This is a genomic window from Butyricimonas paravirosa, from assembly GCF_032878955.1.
Taxonomy (GTDB): domain Bacteria; phylum Bacteroidota; class Bacteroidia; order Bacteroidales; family Marinifilaceae; genus Butyricimonas; species Butyricimonas paravirosa.
In genome coordinates this window covers 118,050-136,985 of record NZ_CP043839.1, presented here as the reverse complement: position 1 = coordinate 136,985, position 18,936 = coordinate 118,050, and the positions used below count along the sequence as shown (strand labels likewise).

General features: G+C 44.6%; 10 protein-coding genes. All 10 read right to left on the bottom strand.

From position 1 onward, the window contains the following. Nucleotides 1–18: 18 nt before the first annotated feature. The 10 genes from F1644_RS00505 to F1644_RS00460 all read right to left on the bottom strand — a co-directional run bounded on the left by F1644_RS00505 (nt 19) and on the right by F1644_RS00460 (nt 18,936). Nucleotides 19–3,411, bottom strand: coding sequence for a SusC/RagA family TonB-linked outer membrane protein (locus tag F1644_RS00505; RefSeq protein WP_118302467.1), 3,393 nt, complete (start codon nt 3,409–3,411; stop codon nt 19–21). Then, nucleotides 3,392–3,529 (bottom strand): hypothetical protein, encoded by a 138-nt coding sequence (locus F1644_RS00500; protein ID WP_158571829.1) that lies wholly within the window; start codon nt 3,527–3,529, stop codon nt 3,392–3,394. The genes F1644_RS00505 and F1644_RS00500 overlap by 20 nt, the downstream gene beginning before the upstream one ends. 55 nt (nt 3,530–3,584) lie before the next feature. Then, entirely contained in the window at nt 3,585–4,772 is a 1,188-nt protein-coding gene (locus tag F1644_RS00495) for a FecR family protein (protein WP_118302469.1), read from the bottom strand. A 52-nt stretch (nt 4,773–4,824) separates the two neighbouring features. Then, nucleotides 4,825–7,110, bottom strand: a complete 2,286-nt coding sequence (locus F1644_RS00490; protein WP_118302471.1) for a Gldg family protein — start codon at nt 7,108–7,110, stop codon at nt 4,825–4,827. Between the two features lie 18 nt (nt 7,111–7,128). Next, nucleotides 7,129–9,417 carry a Gldg family protein gene (locus F1644_RS00485; protein ID WP_118302473.1) on the bottom strand — a complete coding sequence of 763 codons (2,289 nt, stop codon included), beginning with the start codon at nt 9,415–9,417 and terminating at the stop codon, nt 7,129–7,131. Nucleotides 9,418–9,429: 12 nt separating this feature from the next. Beyond that, complete coding sequence (locus F1644_RS00480) at nt 9,430–10,362, bottom strand: ABC transporter ATP-binding protein (RefSeq protein ID WP_118302475.1); 933 nt, start codon at nt 10,360–10,362, stop codon at nt 9,430–9,432. A 239-nt stretch (nt 10,363–10,601) separates the two neighbouring features. Beyond that, nucleotides 10,602–10,856: a TIGR03905 family TSCPD domain-containing protein gene (locus F1644_RS00475; RefSeq protein ID WP_118302864.1), complete on the bottom strand. Its 255-nt coding sequence runs from the start codon at nt 10,854–10,856 to the stop codon at nt 10,602–10,604. Nucleotides 10,857–10,986: 130 nt separating this feature from the next. Then, nucleotides 10,987–14,172 (bottom strand): prolyl oligopeptidase family serine peptidase, encoded by a 3,186-nt coding sequence (locus F1644_RS00470; RefSeq protein WP_118302477.1) that lies wholly within the window; start codon nt 14,170–14,172, stop codon nt 10,987–10,989. Nucleotides 14,173–14,176: 4 nt separating this feature from the next. Continuing rightward, complete coding sequence (locus tag F1644_RS00465) at nt 14,177–16,507, bottom strand: DUF5117 and DUF5118 domain-containing protein (protein ID WP_118302479.1); 2,331 nt, start codon at nt 16,505–16,507, stop codon at nt 14,177–14,179. 11 nt (nt 16,508–16,518) lie between these two features. Further along, on the bottom strand, nt 16,519–18,936 hold the full coding sequence (locus F1644_RS00460) for a zinc-dependent metalloprotease (RefSeq protein WP_118302481.1): 2,418 nt from the start codon (nt 18,934–18,936) through the stop codon (nt 16,519–16,521).

Here is an 18,936-nt window from a genome sequence, read left to right as displayed (position 1 = left end):
ATCACAAATTTAATTCGATTAGAATCTAACATTCACGGAAAAGTTTACCGAATTTGCATACGGGTAACTTAAACCTCTTTCAGCCTTCACCGTGGAAAGCCGCCACAGATCGTTCGTTCCGACTTCAATCCGGATATTCTCGATCCCGATCCGTTTCAACATCTCCCGGTCCAACTCGTAACCAATCGTCATGGAATTCCAACTCAACACGTTATTCCGCTGCATAAAACGGGAAGTCGGATCGGTGGTCTGCCTGTTATCCTTAATATCCTTATACATGACGACATCCCCGAATTTCTTCCAACGTTGGCTCATTGCACGACGATCCACGTTATATTCCTCAATCTTGGCATTTTCCACCTTGTCAATCAGCGTCTCGTTATAGAAATCGCCACCAAATTCATACAGGAAACTGGTACTGAACGTGATGTTTTTCCACCGTAAATTCACGCCGAAAGAACCGGTACCCCAAGGCATTTCATCCCCGATATTTCGCATCTCGGTGGCTATCCAATCGTAGCTCACCGTCCCATCCCGGTACACGTAAAGTTCCTGCCCGTTTGCAGGGTCTATCCCTAAGGATTTCAACCCGTACTTCGCAGAAAGGGATTGCCCTTCCTCGTATTTCGTCATCACCCGGTTCAAATTTGGATTGTCCTTGTCCCAGAGACTTTCGATTTCTTGGTTGTAATACTCGTTCACCGCATCATTATAAGCCTTCAAGGCATCGGATATTTTCTTTATCTTGTTCGTATTGTGTGCTAAATTGGCAAAAACAGCCACGTACCAATCCGCAGTACTAAGCAAGTCACTCCGAAACTGGATCTCGAACCCCTTGTTCTCGACCTTTCCCATGTTACTCTTGTACGTTCTGAACCCCGTGGAACTCGGCAACGTGACATCGGTGATCAGGCCGTTCGTGATTTCATTATACCATGAAAATTCAAGGTAAAGTAGATTCTTCAATAAACCCAACTCAAAACCGACGTCGAATTTATTGGTCTTTTCCCATTTCAGATCCCGGTTTCCGCGGGTCGTCATCAAACTTGACGCCGGACCGGAAACATACCATTCGTCAATATCAATCTCGTGAGTAGGAACTGCCGCGTATGGTGCAAAATTCACCTTACCCGTTTGCCCGAAGGAACCCCGTATTTTAAGATGATTGACAAAACCGTATTTCTCCATGAATGCGTACTTGTGAATATTCAATCCCAAACCTCCTGAAAAGAAAGGAGCGTAACGTTTGTCGGAACCGAACTCGGAAGAACCGTCAATTCGAAGAGATGCATCCAGAAGGTATATATCCTGATAAGAGTAGTTCAAACGGGCGAACATACCGAATAGACGAGTTTGCACTTCTTGGAAATTAGGTTTATAAGGCATCGACCGGGCAAATTCGGGTGAAGAAAACTCGGCAGACTGAAACCCTTTATAAGTTCCGGTATTCGTGCGCCTGCGTGTCGTTTTTACTTCCAATCCACCCCCGACATTGATGTTATGACTATTGATCGATTCATTATAGGAAATAGCCAGTTTCCCCTCCCACGAGGTGTATTCCGTGTTCGTTAAAGTTAAACTCCCCACGTTAGTCCGGTCATCACCATATTCCAGATTATTTTTAACGGACAAAGGATCAATAAAAGCCTCCCGTTTACCCGTGGAATGGCTGATGCCCAACTCTCCTTTTACCCAGAAAGTAGGCTTGATAAACCAATTCACGCTCAAGTTCTCAACCAGCACGTTAGTTTGTCCCTTGTCATAATTACCCAAATCGGCCTCGTATAACGGGTTGTACGGTTCGAAATCCAGTACCCGCGACCATTGTAAAATACGCAACATTTTACCGTCATCATCCTTGTAGCGCTCGTAAGGTAACATCTTGGTATATTGCGAGAATTCCCCGTAAGGAGATTCCTTCTCTTTGGTCACACCATAACTGATATAATTACTCACCTGTACTTTTGAGGTCGTGTAATAAATCGAGAATCCAGCATCGATACGATCCCGGTAAGATCCTTTCATGACCCCATTCTCGTTATTATACCCTAAATCAATTCCGTAACGGAATTCCTCGTTTCCCCCTTCCAGGTACAAACTATGCTTATGATTAAATTCTGTACGCAAGGGTTTCGCCAACCAATAGGTGTTCACTCCCTCCCGCACGTTTTTCAGTTTCCCCTGGTACTCCTCTATTCTTATTTTTTTAAACCAAAAATCCTCTCCTTCGGCCTCGTACATTCCGGATGCCACTTCTGCCTCCAGTTTCTGACGGGCATTCATCAGGTTATAATCATTCAAGTTAGGCATTGAAATCGTCCCGACCATGTTGTAAGTCACCCGCACTTCCCCCGATTTGGGGGCTACCGTCGTGATGACCACCACGCCATTGGCTGCCCGGGAACCGTACAATGCTGTCGCCGCCGCATCCTTGAGAATGGTTATACTCTCGATACGGTTCGGGTCCATATCATACACTTTTTGTATCGTGGTCTCGAAATTATCCATGATGAAGATCGGCAGATTGGGATTATTTTCCAAAGCTGATTTAGAGAGCGTGTTACGGTCCAAATCCTTCACCCCAATACTCGATTGTCCCCGGATCTGCATCTCCGGCAAGGCGTTCGGGTCGGAACCCCATTGGTTATTGGTCTTCACACGGAACGATGGATCGTATACCTCCAAGGCTTTCATGACGTTGGTTTTAGAAACCTTCAGTAATTCATCCCTAGAAACAGTCACGGAATTACCCGTAAAACTCGTTTTCCGGACATTACCGTAACCGGTCACGACCACTTCTTCCACCTCTTTCGTGTCAGATTTCATGCGCACCACTACTTCCCGCGTAAAGTTCGTGATCGCAACCTCTTGGGTCTCCATACCGACGAAGCTTACCAACAAGTAGATCGTATCCATCTTGGGTAGACTGAACACGAACATTCCTTGGTCATTCGTACTTCCCCCGATGCTGGTTCCCTTCACGATCACCGTGGCTCCGGGCAGACTCATTCCCCTCTCATCCAACACTTTTCCCCGGACGGTAACGGGCTCTAAGGTCTTCTGCCGCTTTTGGATCACGATCATGTTCTGAAACAAGCGGAAAGTATATTCCGTTCCTTCCAAACAAGCTTGAAGTACCTGTGAGGCAGGAACAGATTTGAAAGCATGTGTCACGGCCGGAATCTTCTGGATTTCCTCGTTATTGAAAAGGAAATCAAGTTTCGTGTGACGTTTGATGTAATTGATCACGTCTATAAAAGGAGCTTCGCTGAACTCCACGGTCAATCTCGGTTCATCGTTCGACTGTGCCCGACTGACTCCGATTCCAAAGGACTGCAACAGGATCACCAGCATCAACAACGTGCCGACTCTCCCGCGTTTTGCAGATAGATTAGACTTCTTCTTTTTCATATAGATCAGTTTTAATTTTCATAAGGGTGAAACCTTGCTTGACATCATATCCCATTACAATCTCCCGCACGGGTTTCACCACGGTTTGTAGATTAGTTAGCAGGTATACTTCTCCCATTTAGAATACCTATGATTCTATCAATTCATGTTTAAATGTTAATTTCTTGCGTGCTCTAATTTTGTTTAATGGTTATCATTCCATCCCTCAAGGAGAATTGTAGATTTGTCGTGGTACTTAATGCCTCCAACAGCTCTTTCAACGGCATAGTACTGGCAGGCGCCCCGGTGAAACGACGCTCTCTAATTCCCGGAACCGCATACAGTACTTCTACATCGTACCAACGACAAATCTTCCTCATGATCACATCCAGTCTTTCGTTACTAAAACCGAATTTTCCATCCATCCATGACACTACGACATTTATATCTGTTTTTTGAACCGTCATCCGGTTATCACTTGTTATCGACACTTGCTCGCCCGGTAGCAACCGAACCGTATCACGCCCGGAAGTGGTTTCCACTTGCCCGGTTAACAAGGTAACACTCGATGCGAATTCATCATCATAACTCATCACGTTAAAGCTGGTTCCCAGAACCCGCACGTCAAAATTCTTGACCGAAACGATAAACGGGTGTTCCTCGTCTCTTGTCACCTCGAAGTAGGCCTCTCCTTCCACGTATACTTTTCGCTCTTCCCCACGGAAAGCCACCGGATATTTCATTGTTGACTGTGCATTCAGCACGACCCAGCTGCTATCAGAGAAAATGACTTTCTGCCTCTCTCCTTTGGGTACGATCAGCGTGTGGTATTCGACCACGCTTTCCAAGGTATCGTTCTTCACGTACTTGTAGTTCAAGGTTCTCAGACCCTCAGAATGTAATATTCCTCTCATATCTAACACGGTAGCCTCGTTTTTATGAGTCAACGGGATCATTTGATTATCCCCTAGGATTAGACGAACGCTACTCCGGTCGATGGTTGTCTCGATCACGACTTCCAGATTCTCTTTAGGAAAATCCACCGTCGTCCGCTCCGACCACCACACGCCACCAGCCATGATAAAGACAAGCAAGGAGGCTGCCACGTAAATCGTACGACGCACGCTCGTGGTCAAGATTCTCCGTTTCTTATGTTTCCGGATTCGTTTCAAGAAACAGGAAAAATCGGCAATCTTATCGTATTTCTCGTATTCTTTAAAACGTCCCATGATAAAACGATCATCTTCCAGATCCCGTTTCAGTTGTGCCCACTCCGGATCTTCCAACAACTCGTCCAAGCGCTCCTCTTCGGGTTGCGTGAGCGTTCCTGCCCAGGATTTTAGAATCAAATCCAATATGATATGTATGCTATCTATACTCATAACTATCTAAAGAATACTTGAAATACAAATTGGTACTACTTTTCCAAGGAAATTATCTTCCCCTTCTTCTGATGGACACGAAAATCGCACCGATCAGTAGAGCAATCGGGATAAACCACTTGAATAGTATATCCGTGACTTTTACTCCGGTTTTTCCCAAGAACAAACGATTGTCTATCGACTTCGGACGACGCACATCTACAGGAGCTTCCCCGTCTGAAAGCCACGAGAAGGAACCCAAGATTATGTAGAAATTACCAGACTCGACTTCTTCACGGGATTTAAAGAGTTCCACGTTGCTGATACAATCCGCGTCCCCCAGTATCACGATCTTCTGTTCCCGATCTCCCATCGGACGGGACAGAGCCACTGCCGTCGTGTATAGTTGTTCTATCTCCCCGACTGCCGGGTTAAAGCGAACCGTGTCGTCGATAAAGTTTATCGTTTCCAACTCGTTCCACACGCCAAGGGTATCGGCCTGCAAGACCGGGGTCACCTTGAATCCCTTGTCCTCAGTATATTTCAATCCGGCAGCCCCCGGCATAACGGCACTCATTTTCCAGTTATCCATTGTCTCGTAGAAATACGATAGCTCTAATGCTCCGGGCGTCGGTCGGGACATCACCAAATCAGGTTGGAAGTTCTCCGTCGGTTTGACCAGTACTCCTTCCATGAGTTCCACACCGAAGAGCTGAGTCAACGGGTTCATGTAGTCCCGGCTATTCGGATCACCCACGATAAACAGGTTACCTCCCCGGTCTATATATCGCTGTAGACGTTCCATCTCTTCTCCGGTGAGGGGTTTTGCCATGTCGGCAATGACCAGAATATTAACTACGGTCGGGATGTCCTCGTTCAGGTTCACTTCCTGCACATCAAATCCTTGATTCAAGAGAGCATAGCGGAAACGTTTATCACGGGCGAAACAGGCATAATCCCGGTCTCGATAAAGATTCATGTCCCGTTCCCCGTGTCCGGTCAGGAATCCAACCGTGGGCAGTTCCATGACCATCCGTTTAAAGGCGGCTGAAATCTCTGCCTCGGAAGGGTCACGCCGCATGTCATCAAATTGTCGCAGGAACATCTTCTCGCCACTTTCCCGGGTCACTTGACGGACAAAGCGATTATCCTCCGGAGTTAAGTCAATGATCTGTTTGATCTGATCGGGACTTAAATACCTCGAAAACTTGATTTTATAGGAGTGTGCAATCTGTCTGGCTCTTTTTTCTAAAGGAAGATCAGATAGAAATCCCCTTCTTTTTGTGTTTTGAACCGAGTCGTAATAGTACACGTATTCCATCTTGATCTCCGGTTTAAAACGAACGTATTCCCGGAAATTGCCCTTATCGTAATTCTGATAACGAGGAATGGCTTTCATGAAATCATCATCCAACAGGTTACTATAGGTTGTGATTGTCAGACCACCCTCCAGTTTTTTAACGATTTCCTGGCTATTCGGGGTGAGCGTACGGCTCTTTTCCCGGGTCGTATCAACATATCCCATCAGATGAGGGCGGGAACTCAGATAACCGACAACAGCCACCACGAGGAAGACTCCCACGTATTTCATGGCATTCCGTCCCTTGGAAGCATGGCTTACCCGAGACGATAGTTTAATGATCGAGAACCAAAGGAACATTCCCGGAACCATGATGAAGTAAATCATATCCTCGCTGGAGATCAATCCTCCCGTGAAACTTTCTGCCCGTCCCCGAAGCGATAACCAGAAGGTTATATCCCGCACGAAATCAATATCCTGCCAAATTCCACTCACGAAGTTTAAGAACGTCAGAAGTACGAAGGTTCCCACCGCCGCGATGATCTGGTAAGAGGAAATCGTTGACATGAACAGACCGATCGAGGCATACGTGCATATCAGCAAATAAATACCCAATATCCCGGTAAGAATATAGCATAGGTCAAAGTTTTCCACCACGAACAGGCTGTAAATCACGTAAAGCACAAAGATTCCCACCAACAACAGGGCAAAAATCATCATGGAAAGGAATTTTCCCAGAATGATCTGTGAATTCGTCATGGGCGAAGAATGCAGTAACTTAATCGTACCCCCTGCCAAATCACGGCTAACCAATCCCATCGTCAACAAAGGGATATAAAGGAAAAGATAATCCTGTATATTATAGAACAGGCGATTGAAAAGCGAAGCACTGATAAATATCGTATCATAGCCCATGGCTTGCTCCCGTTCGATCATTTCAATCATCCCGGAGAAAATCATCCCCGATTGAAACGTAAATATAATCAAAACCAACCAGGCTACAGGCGAGTAGAACAACATCTGCAACTCGGTCTTTGCTATTTTATATATCATATTCATAAAATAAACTTTTAAAGATTAACGGCCGCGGCGACGCACCCATATAATGATCCCGGCAAGAGCAAGGAGAACAGGTATCACGATCATGAACACGATAGACCAGACTTCCATGGCAGCCTCGCTGATATACAATTTCCGATCGATAGGTTCAGCTCCTGATGTATTCACTGGTAGCTCTTCATGCGACAACCAATAAAAAGCGGCATGCTTCAACATTCCATTAAAATTCCTAACCTCTCGTCGTCCCATTGCAAATTCCCCGTTACTAAGGAAATCCGTGTTTCCGGCAATAAGAACCCGTTGTTCTTGACCATTCACCTCACGGGTTAATGCTAAGGTTGTCGTGAAAGTTCCTGCTTGATCACCCGTTTCAGGAGTATACCGAACGGAATCCCGCACGAAATCCGTTGACACGATTCTATTCCAACAACCCGTCGTATCCGTTGAAAGTAACGGTGTAAATGTTATTCCGTCTGTTTTGGTATATTCCAAGCCCACGCACCCCGGCATGGCCACGCAGCCTTCTGTCTTTCGGATAAAATCCAAATCCGACCAATATACTACACCTTCATCCGTCGGGATAGCCTGAATCAAATCCGCTTGGAGTAACGGGGTCGGTTGTACTAATTGACCCGGCATGAAACGTACCCCAAACCGTTCGATAATCGGGTTCATCAATTCCTGCCGTCCGGGACCTCCCAGAACAAAAAGGTTACCTCCCCGGTTAATAAACTCTTGCAAATGATCCATCTCTTCTGCCAATAAAGGAGATCTTAACTCGGATATGACTAGAATACTGATACTATCCGGAAGCGGTGCATTTAAATAAACCTCCTCGATATCAAATCCTTGGTTAATCATCGACGAGCGGGAGTTTTTATCACTGGAAATCCGCTTGTATTCCCGATCTCCCTCCCGATAAATATTCCGTTCGCCATGTCCGGCAAGAAAACCGATCGTAGGTACATCTGATACCAACCGCTTGAACGCAGCCGAAATCTCGGCTTCTCCCGGTGAATCCTTCCAACCTCCTTGGAAATAGAAACGTAGATATGCCTTCTGGCCATTCTCCCGTTCAATGACACGGATCGTCTTGTTTCCCTCGGCACTCAAATCTTCAATCTTCCGCATCTCTTCCGGGGATAAGAATATAGAGAAGGGCACACCGTAGCTTTCACTAATTTGCTTTGCCCGCTCCTCGTCGCTCATATCAGGATACTGTTCATCCAGTTCCGAATTATTCGCATTATCGTAGAAATAAACATATCTGATTTTCAGATCCGGCTTAAAACGTGCATAAGGACGGAAAGTTTCTTTATCGAAATTAATATGATTGGGCAAAGTACTCCAAAAATCCTTATCCAATAAGTTCGTGTAAGTCGTGATTTTCACCTTTCCATCTAGTAACGCCACGATCTCCTGACTACTTTTACTCAATGAATTACTCTTGGTACGGGTAGAATCATGATATGCCATCAATGCCGGACGGGAACTCATGTACCCCAACATAATCGACACCAAAAACACGCCCAGATAAATTCCCCAGCGAGTAGTCCAGCTCCGTTTCTGTACCCGATTGATGAGCCGATAAACCGTCCATGTCAAAAACAGGAAAATCACGATCAGGAAATACAACACATCCTCGCTACAAATCAACCCGTAAATAAATTCTTCCGTCCGTCCCCGTATAGACAACCAGTAAGTAATATCCCGCACAAACTCGTAATCCTGCCACACGCCACCCACGTAATTAAACATGGCCAAAATAAACAACGTCCCGAAAGCCGCCATCACTTGATAAGAAGTCAAACTGGACACGAACAAACCAATCGCCGCATATGCACACAGCAACAGGTAAAGCCCCAACATTCCCGTCAACACGTAAGGAAAATCTATATTTTGAATCGTACATACCCCAAAAAGTACGTAAAACAACAAAATACCCATCATGGCCAACCCGAATATCATCAATGCCAAGTATTTACCCAACACGATTTCGGCATTACGCAAAGGAGCCGATTGCAGCAACTTGATCGTCCCGCCACTCAAATCCCGGCTAATCATGTTCATCGTGAGCAAGGGAATATAAAAATACAGGGTTCCCTGTACATTCCCGAAAAGTTGCCCGAAAATACTAGTCACTCTCCACGATTCGTATCCCATGGCCTGCCGAACTACAATATCTTCCAGCATCCCGGACATAATCATCCCAACCTGGTAAGCAAACACCACCAAAAGCAACCAAGCAATTGGTGAATAAAACAAAGACTGTAACTCCGTCTTCGCTATCTTGAATATCATTTTCATAAGCTCTCCTTTTTAGCGGTTCTTACTCTTGGCCGACAATTCGGCAAACACGCTATCCATGGAACTCTTCTCCATACGTATCTCCAACAATTGCCAATTCCGGGTCACACTCGCCTCCACGATCTGGGTAATCGCCTCCCGGGAATCCGAAAAGTTCACCCGGTAATCCATGCCTCCCATACTCACCGCATCCTCCACACCGGAAAGCATCTTCAACTCGTCCACTGGCGGGGCCGATGCCAAGCTCACGAATATCGTGTTCGGTACGATATAATTATCAAACTCTTCCACCGTTCCGGCAAAAACGACCTGTCCTTCCTCGATCATCCGGATATAATCACACGTAGCCTGCACTTCCGACAAGATATGCGTGGAAAGAATCACCGTACGTTCCTCGGCAATCTCCTTGATCAAATGCCGAATCTCCACGATCTGATTCGGGTCCAGTCCGTTAGTCGGCTCATCCAGCACGACAAATGCCGGGTTATGAATAATCGCTTGGGCTATCCCCAAACGTTGCTGATACCCTCCCGATAAATTGCGCACCAACCGTTTACGGAAATGGCTTAACCCGCATCGTCCCATCACCACCTTAATCGCCTCGGCCACCTCTCCCGTGGGAATACGACGAATATTAGCCGTGAAAGCCAAAAATTCCTCCACGGTCAAATCATTATACAGGGGTGGTTTCTGGGGTAAAAAACCGATATAGCGCTTGGCCTCCACCGGGTTCTCTCTCATACTTACACCCTTGATGAAAACCTCCCCTTCCGTCTGTTTCAACACCCCGCACATAATGTTCATCGTCGTCGATTTACCCGCCCCGTTAGAACCCAATAAACCGTAAATACCGTTTTCCGTTATCTCAAAATTAATATCCCGAATCGCCCATTGTACACTGTAACGATGAGATAAATGCTCTACCTTAACAATTGATTCTTCCATAAAGTATAGTTTTGAATAAATATTACCACACGTCTTACTTACACTTTATAGAATACCTGAAATAGAAAACGGTACTATTTTCTACCCTTATTTATCCCTGTTTAGGGCTTAGGCGATGCACATCCAAGACATCAAAAAAAATAAAGACGACACAACTCGGCTGTATCTCAGCTTTGTGTCGTCTTTATCTCGGCTTTGTTCAACGTTCTGCCAATTATATCGGTAGAAACACGATTAAATTACGCCATATTCTCCAAGGCTTGGGCCAACTGATCGGGACATGAAGTTGACTTTCGTCCGCAGCATATTCCCCGCAACCGACGGATGGCCTCATCTTTTTTCATTCCTTTCAACAAGGCCGCCACCCCTTGCGTATTCCCGGCACATCCCTTCTTGAAACCGACTTCCACGATCACATCGTCTTCCAACACGATATGAATCTCTTTCGAACAAACCTCTGCCGAGGGAATATATGTAATTTCTTTTCTTGCCATAATGACCATCTGAATTTGACGCTGCAAAGATAGAATTATTTCAAGAACCTCTCTTTCCCACGATATTAAAAAAGGAGAAATCCGCTTTACCGGAAATCTCCTTTCACACTTACACGATTCGTATTACAATTTATTCAGCCAGTAAATATTTCGTGAAATAATCCCTTTTCTTCTTTTCGAAATAAGATTTATAAGGTCCTTCAAAAGCATGGCCTTGATTCGGTAAGATCAACAAATCGAAATCCTTTCCTTGCAAAATCAACTCGTTCACCACCCGGTACGTGTTAGCCGGATGCACGTTATTATCCACCTCTCCTGTCACCAGAAGTAAACGACCTTTCAAGTATTTTGCCAGTTTCTGATTCGTTTTCACGGTAAACTTATAATCGTCCCCGATTCCTTGATAAGTCTCTCCCCACGTACGATTATAAATACGATTATCGTGATTACCCGATGAGGCCACAGCCACTTTGTAAAAATCAGGATAAGTACAGATTGCAGCAAAAGCCATCATACCACCCCCCGAGTGTCCGAAAATACCTACCCGATTCGTATCAATAAAAGAATATTTACGTCCCAATTGTTCCAATCCCGCCTTGTCATCCGCTAACGCATAATCCCGTAAATTCCCGTACCCGTAGGTAGCGTACGCTTTGTCCCGGAAGGGAGAACCGCCCCGATGTCCGAAACACACCACGATAATCCCCTTTTGTGCCAAAGCCGTGTTATTATAACGATCCAGCACGGTAAAATCCGTCCACACGGTTTCCGTTTGTGGCCCCGGATATACTTGCGACACGATCGGGTATTTCTTGCTAGGATCAAAATCATAAGGTTTCCACATAATTCCGTAAAGATCCGTTTTCCCGTCAGCCGCCTTCACGGTAAACTGTTCCGGATACTTCCAACCATACGCCAACAAACGAGAAACATCTGCTTTTTCCAAAACAGTCAGCAAGCGCCCGTTTATATCACGTACGGAAATTTGTGGTACCGTGTCTATACGGGAAAAATTATCCACGATCAGACCTCCTCCCAGATGAACAAACGTGCTATGTGTTGCATTTTCAGGGGTTAACAAGGTCAATCGTTTTCCATTAAAACCCACACGATACAAATAAGTATAATTCGGGTTTCTCCCCTTTTCCTTACCGAACCCGTACAGATAAATCTGTTTTTTCACCGTGTCAATCTTCATTATGCGTCCCGCTGTCCATTCCCCGGAAGTCACCGAATTCAGCAACTTGCCATTACCATCATAGTGATAATAATGTCCCCATCCAGAACGATCGGACCACAAAAGAATATCCTTTCCTCCATTCAACACCCGGCAACTAAATAACTCTTCATTCAGATATGGTTTACTCACTTCATGCAAAATCACCTTTACTTCCCCTGTTTTCGCATCGACCGAGCATAATTCAAATTCATTTCGGGTCCCTTTTTTACGGATGAAAAAGACCCGATCCTGTACATCTGCCACTTTCAGCACTTCCAATAGTTGCCCCCGCCATTTCACCACATCCACCTTTTTAAACATCCCCGTCTTCACGTTCCCGATAAACAACTCCTGTTTTAAAACAGCGGTATCTCCCGGTAATTCGTATTTGTACTCGCTGACTGTCGGTGCCGGTTCCCGAAGTGAATACACCAGAGGAAACGTCCGGATATTTCGTTTATCTTCTCTTGTAAGATAAAAAGTCCCGTCATCCGACAACCATTCGGTATTTGCCGTTTCAAACTCGTAATCTTTATCCCCATCAAAAGTCAGTTGTACCTGTTTTTTTTGCTCTTTATCTTCCAACCAAAGATTATACTCTTTCACGATCAGCTCGTATCTCAGATCGGGAGAAACCCCATACGGACGAATAGAAGGATATTTTTTGCGTTCAGAAGGAATCAAAGCCTTATTCTTGGCATCATACACGAATATCTTTCCCCCGACCTCTAATTTAGCCACCAACCCATTATCATCAAATTCCGGGTTATAATATATTCTCTCTTCTTCCCCTGGCAACATCTCCCGGACCAAACTATCTATAATCCGGTAGTTATATACCTCTCGTTTCCCCTCCTTCGGATCATAGGCATAATACGCTCTCTCGCCCGGTTGGTTCTCGTAAGAGTACCAAAACAATGGTTTGGTCGGGTGAAAGAAAGGTACAATCATCGTGGAACCGATCTTATCCTTCAGATTCTGCACGTCATATTTCTCGCCCACGTATGCCTCATCCGGATTAAGTAAAGTCTTTAAATAGTTGGCCAAATTAGAGGTTGAACCACCTTGAACCACCTTTCGGGCAATTTCCAATAACTGTTCATGATATACCCCGTTATAGGAAGGGAACCATCCCATCCCACCGAACATGATTTGTTGATTTTCATTGCTAAAATCGGCAACATGATCTTCCAGAAGTCCCCGAACCTTCAAGGAATCATTTAATACAACTGCTTTCGCCACGTCCATCATAACCAAGTAATCATTCTGACAAGGCAGAGGAATTGCCGAAATCCGTTGCCGATAGTACACGAAATCATCCGGATTACGTTCAAAATCCCGGAAATACCAACCTTGTAATACCCATTCCGTCATATCCCGGTAGAGAGCCGTAATTCGTTCATACACTTTTTCTTCTCCTTGTACCCTCACGAAATCCTGCCAATGCTCAAGCAAGTATCGCATATTCGTACTATTGACCCCTCCCAATGTTCTATCCGCAAACAAGAACCAGTTCTCCGGTTGTAAACGTTCTTCTGGCGAAATTTTATCGAAATACTCCTTCCCCAATCTAAGGCTTTCCCCTTTCTCAAGCAACTGCAATTTCAACTGCACGTACTCCCGTAAAAAATCATTGGAATACTTGCCCGTGGCATAAGTATCATCCATTGATTTCACCCGGTTATCAGGTTTCATCCCCTTTCTAATTTCGGCCATAAACACATCAGCCGATTTTCCCCCGACAAACTTATAAAGCAACTCACCCTTACCATTCAAAAGTAGGAAAGAAGGATAGGCCCCGATTTTGTACTTATCCGCATATTGTTTCCCATCTTCCGACAGCATATCCAATTTAACATTTACAAAATTGGAATTAAAAAAGTCGGCAACACTATCCAACGTGAAAACCAACGCCGCCATTGTCTTACAAGGGCCGCAATATTCCGTGTAACAATCCACGAAAGCCATTTTTCCCGCGGCAGTAGCCTTATTCAACGCATCCTGCAAAGTGGACTTTTCAAACTCAATTTCCCTGTTTTGTGATTCTGCCTGACAATATGCCAACAGTCCTACAAGTAAAAATAAAATCTTTCTCATATCCTTATTGTTTATCAAAATACTCTCGGTTCATTCGCATCAGCATCACCCGGTAGTTTTCCCGGGTAAGGGAATCTTGGTGAGTTTCACTCAATTCCTTCACTTTTCTCGCCAGTTCCACGAAATAGGCATGAAGAACTCCCGCAGACTCGTTTCCCAAGCCAAAAGAGATATTATTCTGTGCCATTGTTTGGGCAAAATCCGAAATGAAACAAACCTGTATTCCTTGTTTATAGGTAGTAACAGCCTTCCGGGTATCGAAATTTTCAAAAATAACCCGATCAACATAAGTGAATAATTCTTTCGCCGTGAACGCATTCTCCCCGTATGCACTTTCTGCCGCCACGAGGGAAGTTATGACTTTCGGATCTATAAAATGTTGCGTGATTTTCTCGGCCAATCCTACCATCATGTGGTTTATATCGTATGTCCCCGCTTGTTGCATCTCTTTGGAATGAACCCACTCCGGACGTTGTGTCAAAATTTCTGTCTCTAAATATTGTAAAGCCTTTTCCTGAAGTTCTCTCGGGACATAAATAACCGGAGATTCATTCACTCCTTTTATGACCGGACGAATAGAACGACCTCCCACCAATTTCACAATCTGAGTCAGATAAGTCTGGTATAGTGCAAGCGCTTTCAGCGAGAAATCGGATACACTTTTCCATGTATTCTGATCTTTCGGTAACTGGTTCATCCATTCTCCCAGTTGAGGATAAATCTCCCGTACCGATTCGATGCCTTTCACACTTGCCGACAAAATATCATTTGACAAGAAACCGTCTTGAGCATAGGGATCCCATTTATCCTCCGGGGCATAGAAAGCCGCCCGCATGGAAGGTAAGGCATCACTATTGCCATAAGCATAGTTAATCGCATCATAATCATACACGGAAACACGAGGGAAAAGATTCTTGACACTTACCCGGTCACCCGGTTGAGCGAGATAATTAAATACCATACCGGAAGTAATTGATGCCGATATTCCATATTTATTCAACCATTTCTCGGAACGAATATTGTCCGGGGTAAAAACGGTATTTCCTGCTTTATTAGGTTTCATTCCCAATACCTTGGCCAAAATCGATGCCAGTTGAACGGTCAACACATCTTGCCGTACCCCCAAACTATGAAGATCCTTCCGGATTCTCCCGTCCAGCCACCCACATTGCAAGAAATAAGTGCCTAACAATTCATCTGCCATGACATCCATCACGTTAATTCGGGCACATAATATTTCACCGTTCACAGGATTGGTAATCATGGAAGAATTAACATCGCTAAAAGCATTTCCCCAACGGAAAAGAATCGTCCGGTAAGTCAAGGCAGCATCTTTCGTCTCCGAACTATAACGGAAGACATTCTTCCATCCGGCACTCTCGAATGCTTTTTCCCATTGTTGCATGGCCTTCTTGATACTCTCAACAAAAGGAACCGGGGTGATCGGATCGATGTACACGCAAATCTGATTTTCCGGTTCAATAGTCAAACCTTTCTTCTGTTTTCTCAACTCCTTCACGGGAGCCGAAAGATGCCACCTCTGTATATACTCTTTTTTACGGGCCACGTATCTCTTGGTATCATATTCGGTAATCCCAATTGTTTCAAAACCATAAGCCGGATGGTTGGCTTTCAAGGTCACGGAATGTTCTGGCAGTTGCTGAATAACCATTTCCAATGTAAAAGTAGAGGCGACATCCGATCCCTGTTGCATTTGAGGATTCGCATAATAATCCGACTGGGTACGTGTCACAGAGAAGACTACCCCTTGATCTAAGATCCGGAAACCGTCAATTCCAGAAAGATTAGGATCCGGATGGCTTAATAAACTATAAGAACTCACTTTAAATAACCCACTTCCGGGATTATTCAATTCGTTCGTCAACTCGATAATCACCGACTGCTTATTTTCTCCCCAAGCCACTATCGGCAAGGTAAAATCTACTGGTACAAGTCCTGATTTTCGAATCGCATTTGCCATGCAATAATCTGTTGAATCCGCGGCAACATCTGTAACCCGGTTACGAATCACTTGAACCCGATTGTTTTTCCCGATCGAAAACCGGACAACTCCTGAGGCTTCGGAAAGAAAAGCCGAATATCCCCGCACCACTTGTGTCGTGATCAAAACCTCTTTTTCCATTCCTTCCATCGGAATCTCCAGGTAATATTTATCTCCTAAACGATAAACCGTGTAAAAACCGTTATCTATTTGTAAATCTTTCTGTTCCTTAAATTGACTGAATGTCATCGGTTCTGCATTATTTTGCGCAACAACCGGACGAAACATCAATAAAGTTACTATCAGTAACAAACATACATTCAATACTTTCATTCCTAATATATTTAGTTCAATTCAATCAATGATTTATTCTTTCCGCTCTCCCACAGAGTAATAAAATTATAAAGTGTTTTGTAGTGACTGACCGTCAACGCATCCTGTCCCTCCTCCGAAGCGGTCAACGCATATTGTTTTATTTTCGAAACCAGTTGCTTGATACGAACCCCAACCCCATTTAATAAAGTCGTTGGATTCTCCCCGTTCACGACAAGATCCTGCACGAACCCCTTTTGCAATGCCTTGTCATACCGGGATAATTCTCCGTTCCGGCCCTTTTCTTCAAAGAGAGTCACGTACATACGATCCAGCAACTCGTCAATGGTCAAACCATCCGGGTTTAATTGCCGATTTTTATGTAATATCGTATACTTTAATAACATTTTAGTTATCACCTTATTGGCCGGTTCTTGTTCATAATATTCGAAATTAATTCCGGTCTTTTCCATCAAATTAGGCCGAAAAAGCCATTCCGGTTCCCGACACACGTATTCTTCCAAGAAAGCAAGTGCCTCCTCTTCCTTTTCCTTAGGTACAGGTTGATACACCGTTAAACTTTCTTCCTCCCTCGTCGGGTTATCCGTGTAACTACCACCCACGTAACGAATCACGTGGTTCACATAATTCTGGTACTGACTCAACACTGAAAGATAGCGTCTTCGTAAAGCGTAATAATCCGGATCACTCGTTTTTGTCCATTCTTCCAGATGCTCCATGATATATTTCAAATTTTTCATTCCCAAGCGATTCGCCTTGATGATGTCATCTCCACTATCTTCAGATTGTACCCGGGGATCACTATAATCCGTTTCCACGATATAAAACATCTTCGGGTCCTTCCGCTTTTCATCCACCCAAGCACGTAACTTCAAATTGTTTTCCACCAGATTATTTGTTTCCTGAAGACAACGATACCCCCATTCTATCGCAAACTCGTCGTATATCCCGATACGAGGCAATAAATCTTGCGGTTCCAAACCATCTTCCGGTTGTGCCAGATAATTAAAACGTTGATAATCCATAATGGAAGTTCCCAAACCATGTTCACGGATAAAAGTCTTGCTACGCAAACTATCCACCGGATAGGCCGTACTACCGATAAAATTATGCCGAAGTCCTAACGTATGTCCCACTTCATGAGTCAACACGGTTGCCGCCAGTTCTCCCATTACCTCATGGCTTAGAGGGTATTCTCTTGCACGGGAATCAACCGCCCCACACATCACGAAATACCAACGTTGTAACAAATCCAGAACCGAATGAAATATCGCAATATGCGAGGTAATAATTTCCCCGGATCGAGGGTCAAACACCATCGGACCGTAAGCATTCGGGATCGGGGAGGCTTTGTACGATACTAACGGATAACGAATATCACCTTCACAATATTCAGGGTCTTCTTCCGGCGAGGGAGCTAACTTTCCGTAAATCGCATTCTTGAATCCGGCTTTCTCGAAAGCACCCTGCCACGCATTTACCGCTTTTATAAAATAAGGCACCAAATAGCCCGGGGTTGCCCGATCAATATAGAAAACTATCGGTTTCACGGGCTCCACAAGTTCTCCCCGCAAATATTTCTCCATATCCTCCGGTTTCGGCTCCAAACGCCAGCGGGTTGCAAATGCCACTTTTTCCATCTGGTCATTCCGTTTCGTCATCCCATCCAATACGAAGGTAAAATACCCCACCCGATCATCAAACATTCTTTGTCTCATCGGTTTCTCTGGTAAAAGATACCATGACGCCCCCACCTCCCAAAGAGAAGAAGTGTACCCGCCATCCTTCACTTCCCCGTCAACAGCATAACCACGCATGGAACGGAAGTTTATATTTTCCGGGAAAGCTTTTACATCCAAAGCATAGGACTGCTCCTGCTGATAACCGCCTAATTTTAAGGCGACCTTCGCTCCCTTCAAGGAAAACAAATCACAATCACTCAGAAACAAATCGGTAATATCTACCAAATAACTATCAGCAGATTTGGCTTTAATCTCCAAAGAATACATCACGGGAGAGATCACATTTTTAATATAATCATCATACAAGGCGGGAGTATCTCCCAAGTAAAATACCTGGGGAGATACAATTTCAATTCTATCCTGATTCTTGATAAAACGAATCAACCGATCATACACGGAGTCCCCGCCATACCCAAAACGAGCATCCGTACTCCGCTCTTTCTGTGCCGTTCCCTTTATGATCGTTACGGCCACCAGAATATCCCGTTCAAGTTTATCATCTGGTACTTCCAGATAATATCTTCCATCCTGCACATAAACATGAAAGAACCCAGCATCTTTCGGGGTATCTTTATGAATAAATTCATCTATAGACACCTCTTTCTCATCCTCTTTCTGAATCACACGATTCCCAGCCCCGCTACTTAATACGTACAGGGAAAACAATATAATCAACAAATATTTCAT

Bases quoted from the DNA above. Each gene is read 5' to 3' on its own strand.
- F1644_RS00460 (WP_118302481.1), bottom strand. From the start codon at position 18,936: ATGAAATATTTGTTGATTATATTGTTTTCCCTGTACGTATTAAGTAGC.
- F1644_RS00490 (WP_118302471.1), bottom strand. From the start codon at position 7,110: ATGAATATGATATATAAAATAGCAAAGACCGAGTTGCAGATGTTGTTC.
- F1644_RS00485 (WP_118302473.1), bottom strand. From the start codon at position 9,417: ATGAAAATGATATTCAAGATAGCGAAGACGGAGTTACAGTCTTTGTTT.
- F1644_RS00480 (WP_118302475.1), bottom strand. From the start codon at position 10,362: ATGGAAGAATCAATTGTTAAGGTAGAGCATTTATCTCATCGTTACAGT.
- F1644_RS00465 (WP_118302479.1), bottom strand. From the start codon at position 16,507: ATGAAAGTATTGAATGTATGTTTGTTACTGATAGTAACTTTATTGATG.
- F1644_RS00475 (WP_118302864.1), bottom strand. From the start codon at position 10,856: ATGGCAAGAAAAGAAATTACATATATTCCCTCGGCAGAGGTTTGTTCG.
- F1644_RS00500 (WP_158571829.1), bottom strand. From the start codon at position 3,529: ATGGGAGAAGTATACCTGCTAACTAATCTACAAACCGTGGTGAAACCC.
- F1644_RS00470 (WP_118302477.1), bottom strand. From the start codon at position 14,172: ATGAGAAAGATTTTATTTTTACTTGTAGGACTGTTGGCATATTGTCAG.
- F1644_RS00505 (WP_118302467.1), bottom strand. From the start codon at position 3,411: ATGAAAAAGAAGAAGTCTAATCTATCTGCAAAACGCGGGAGAGTCGGC.
- F1644_RS00495 (WP_118302469.1), bottom strand. From the start codon at position 4,772: ATGAGTATAGATAGCATACATATCATATTGGATTTGATTCTAAAATCC.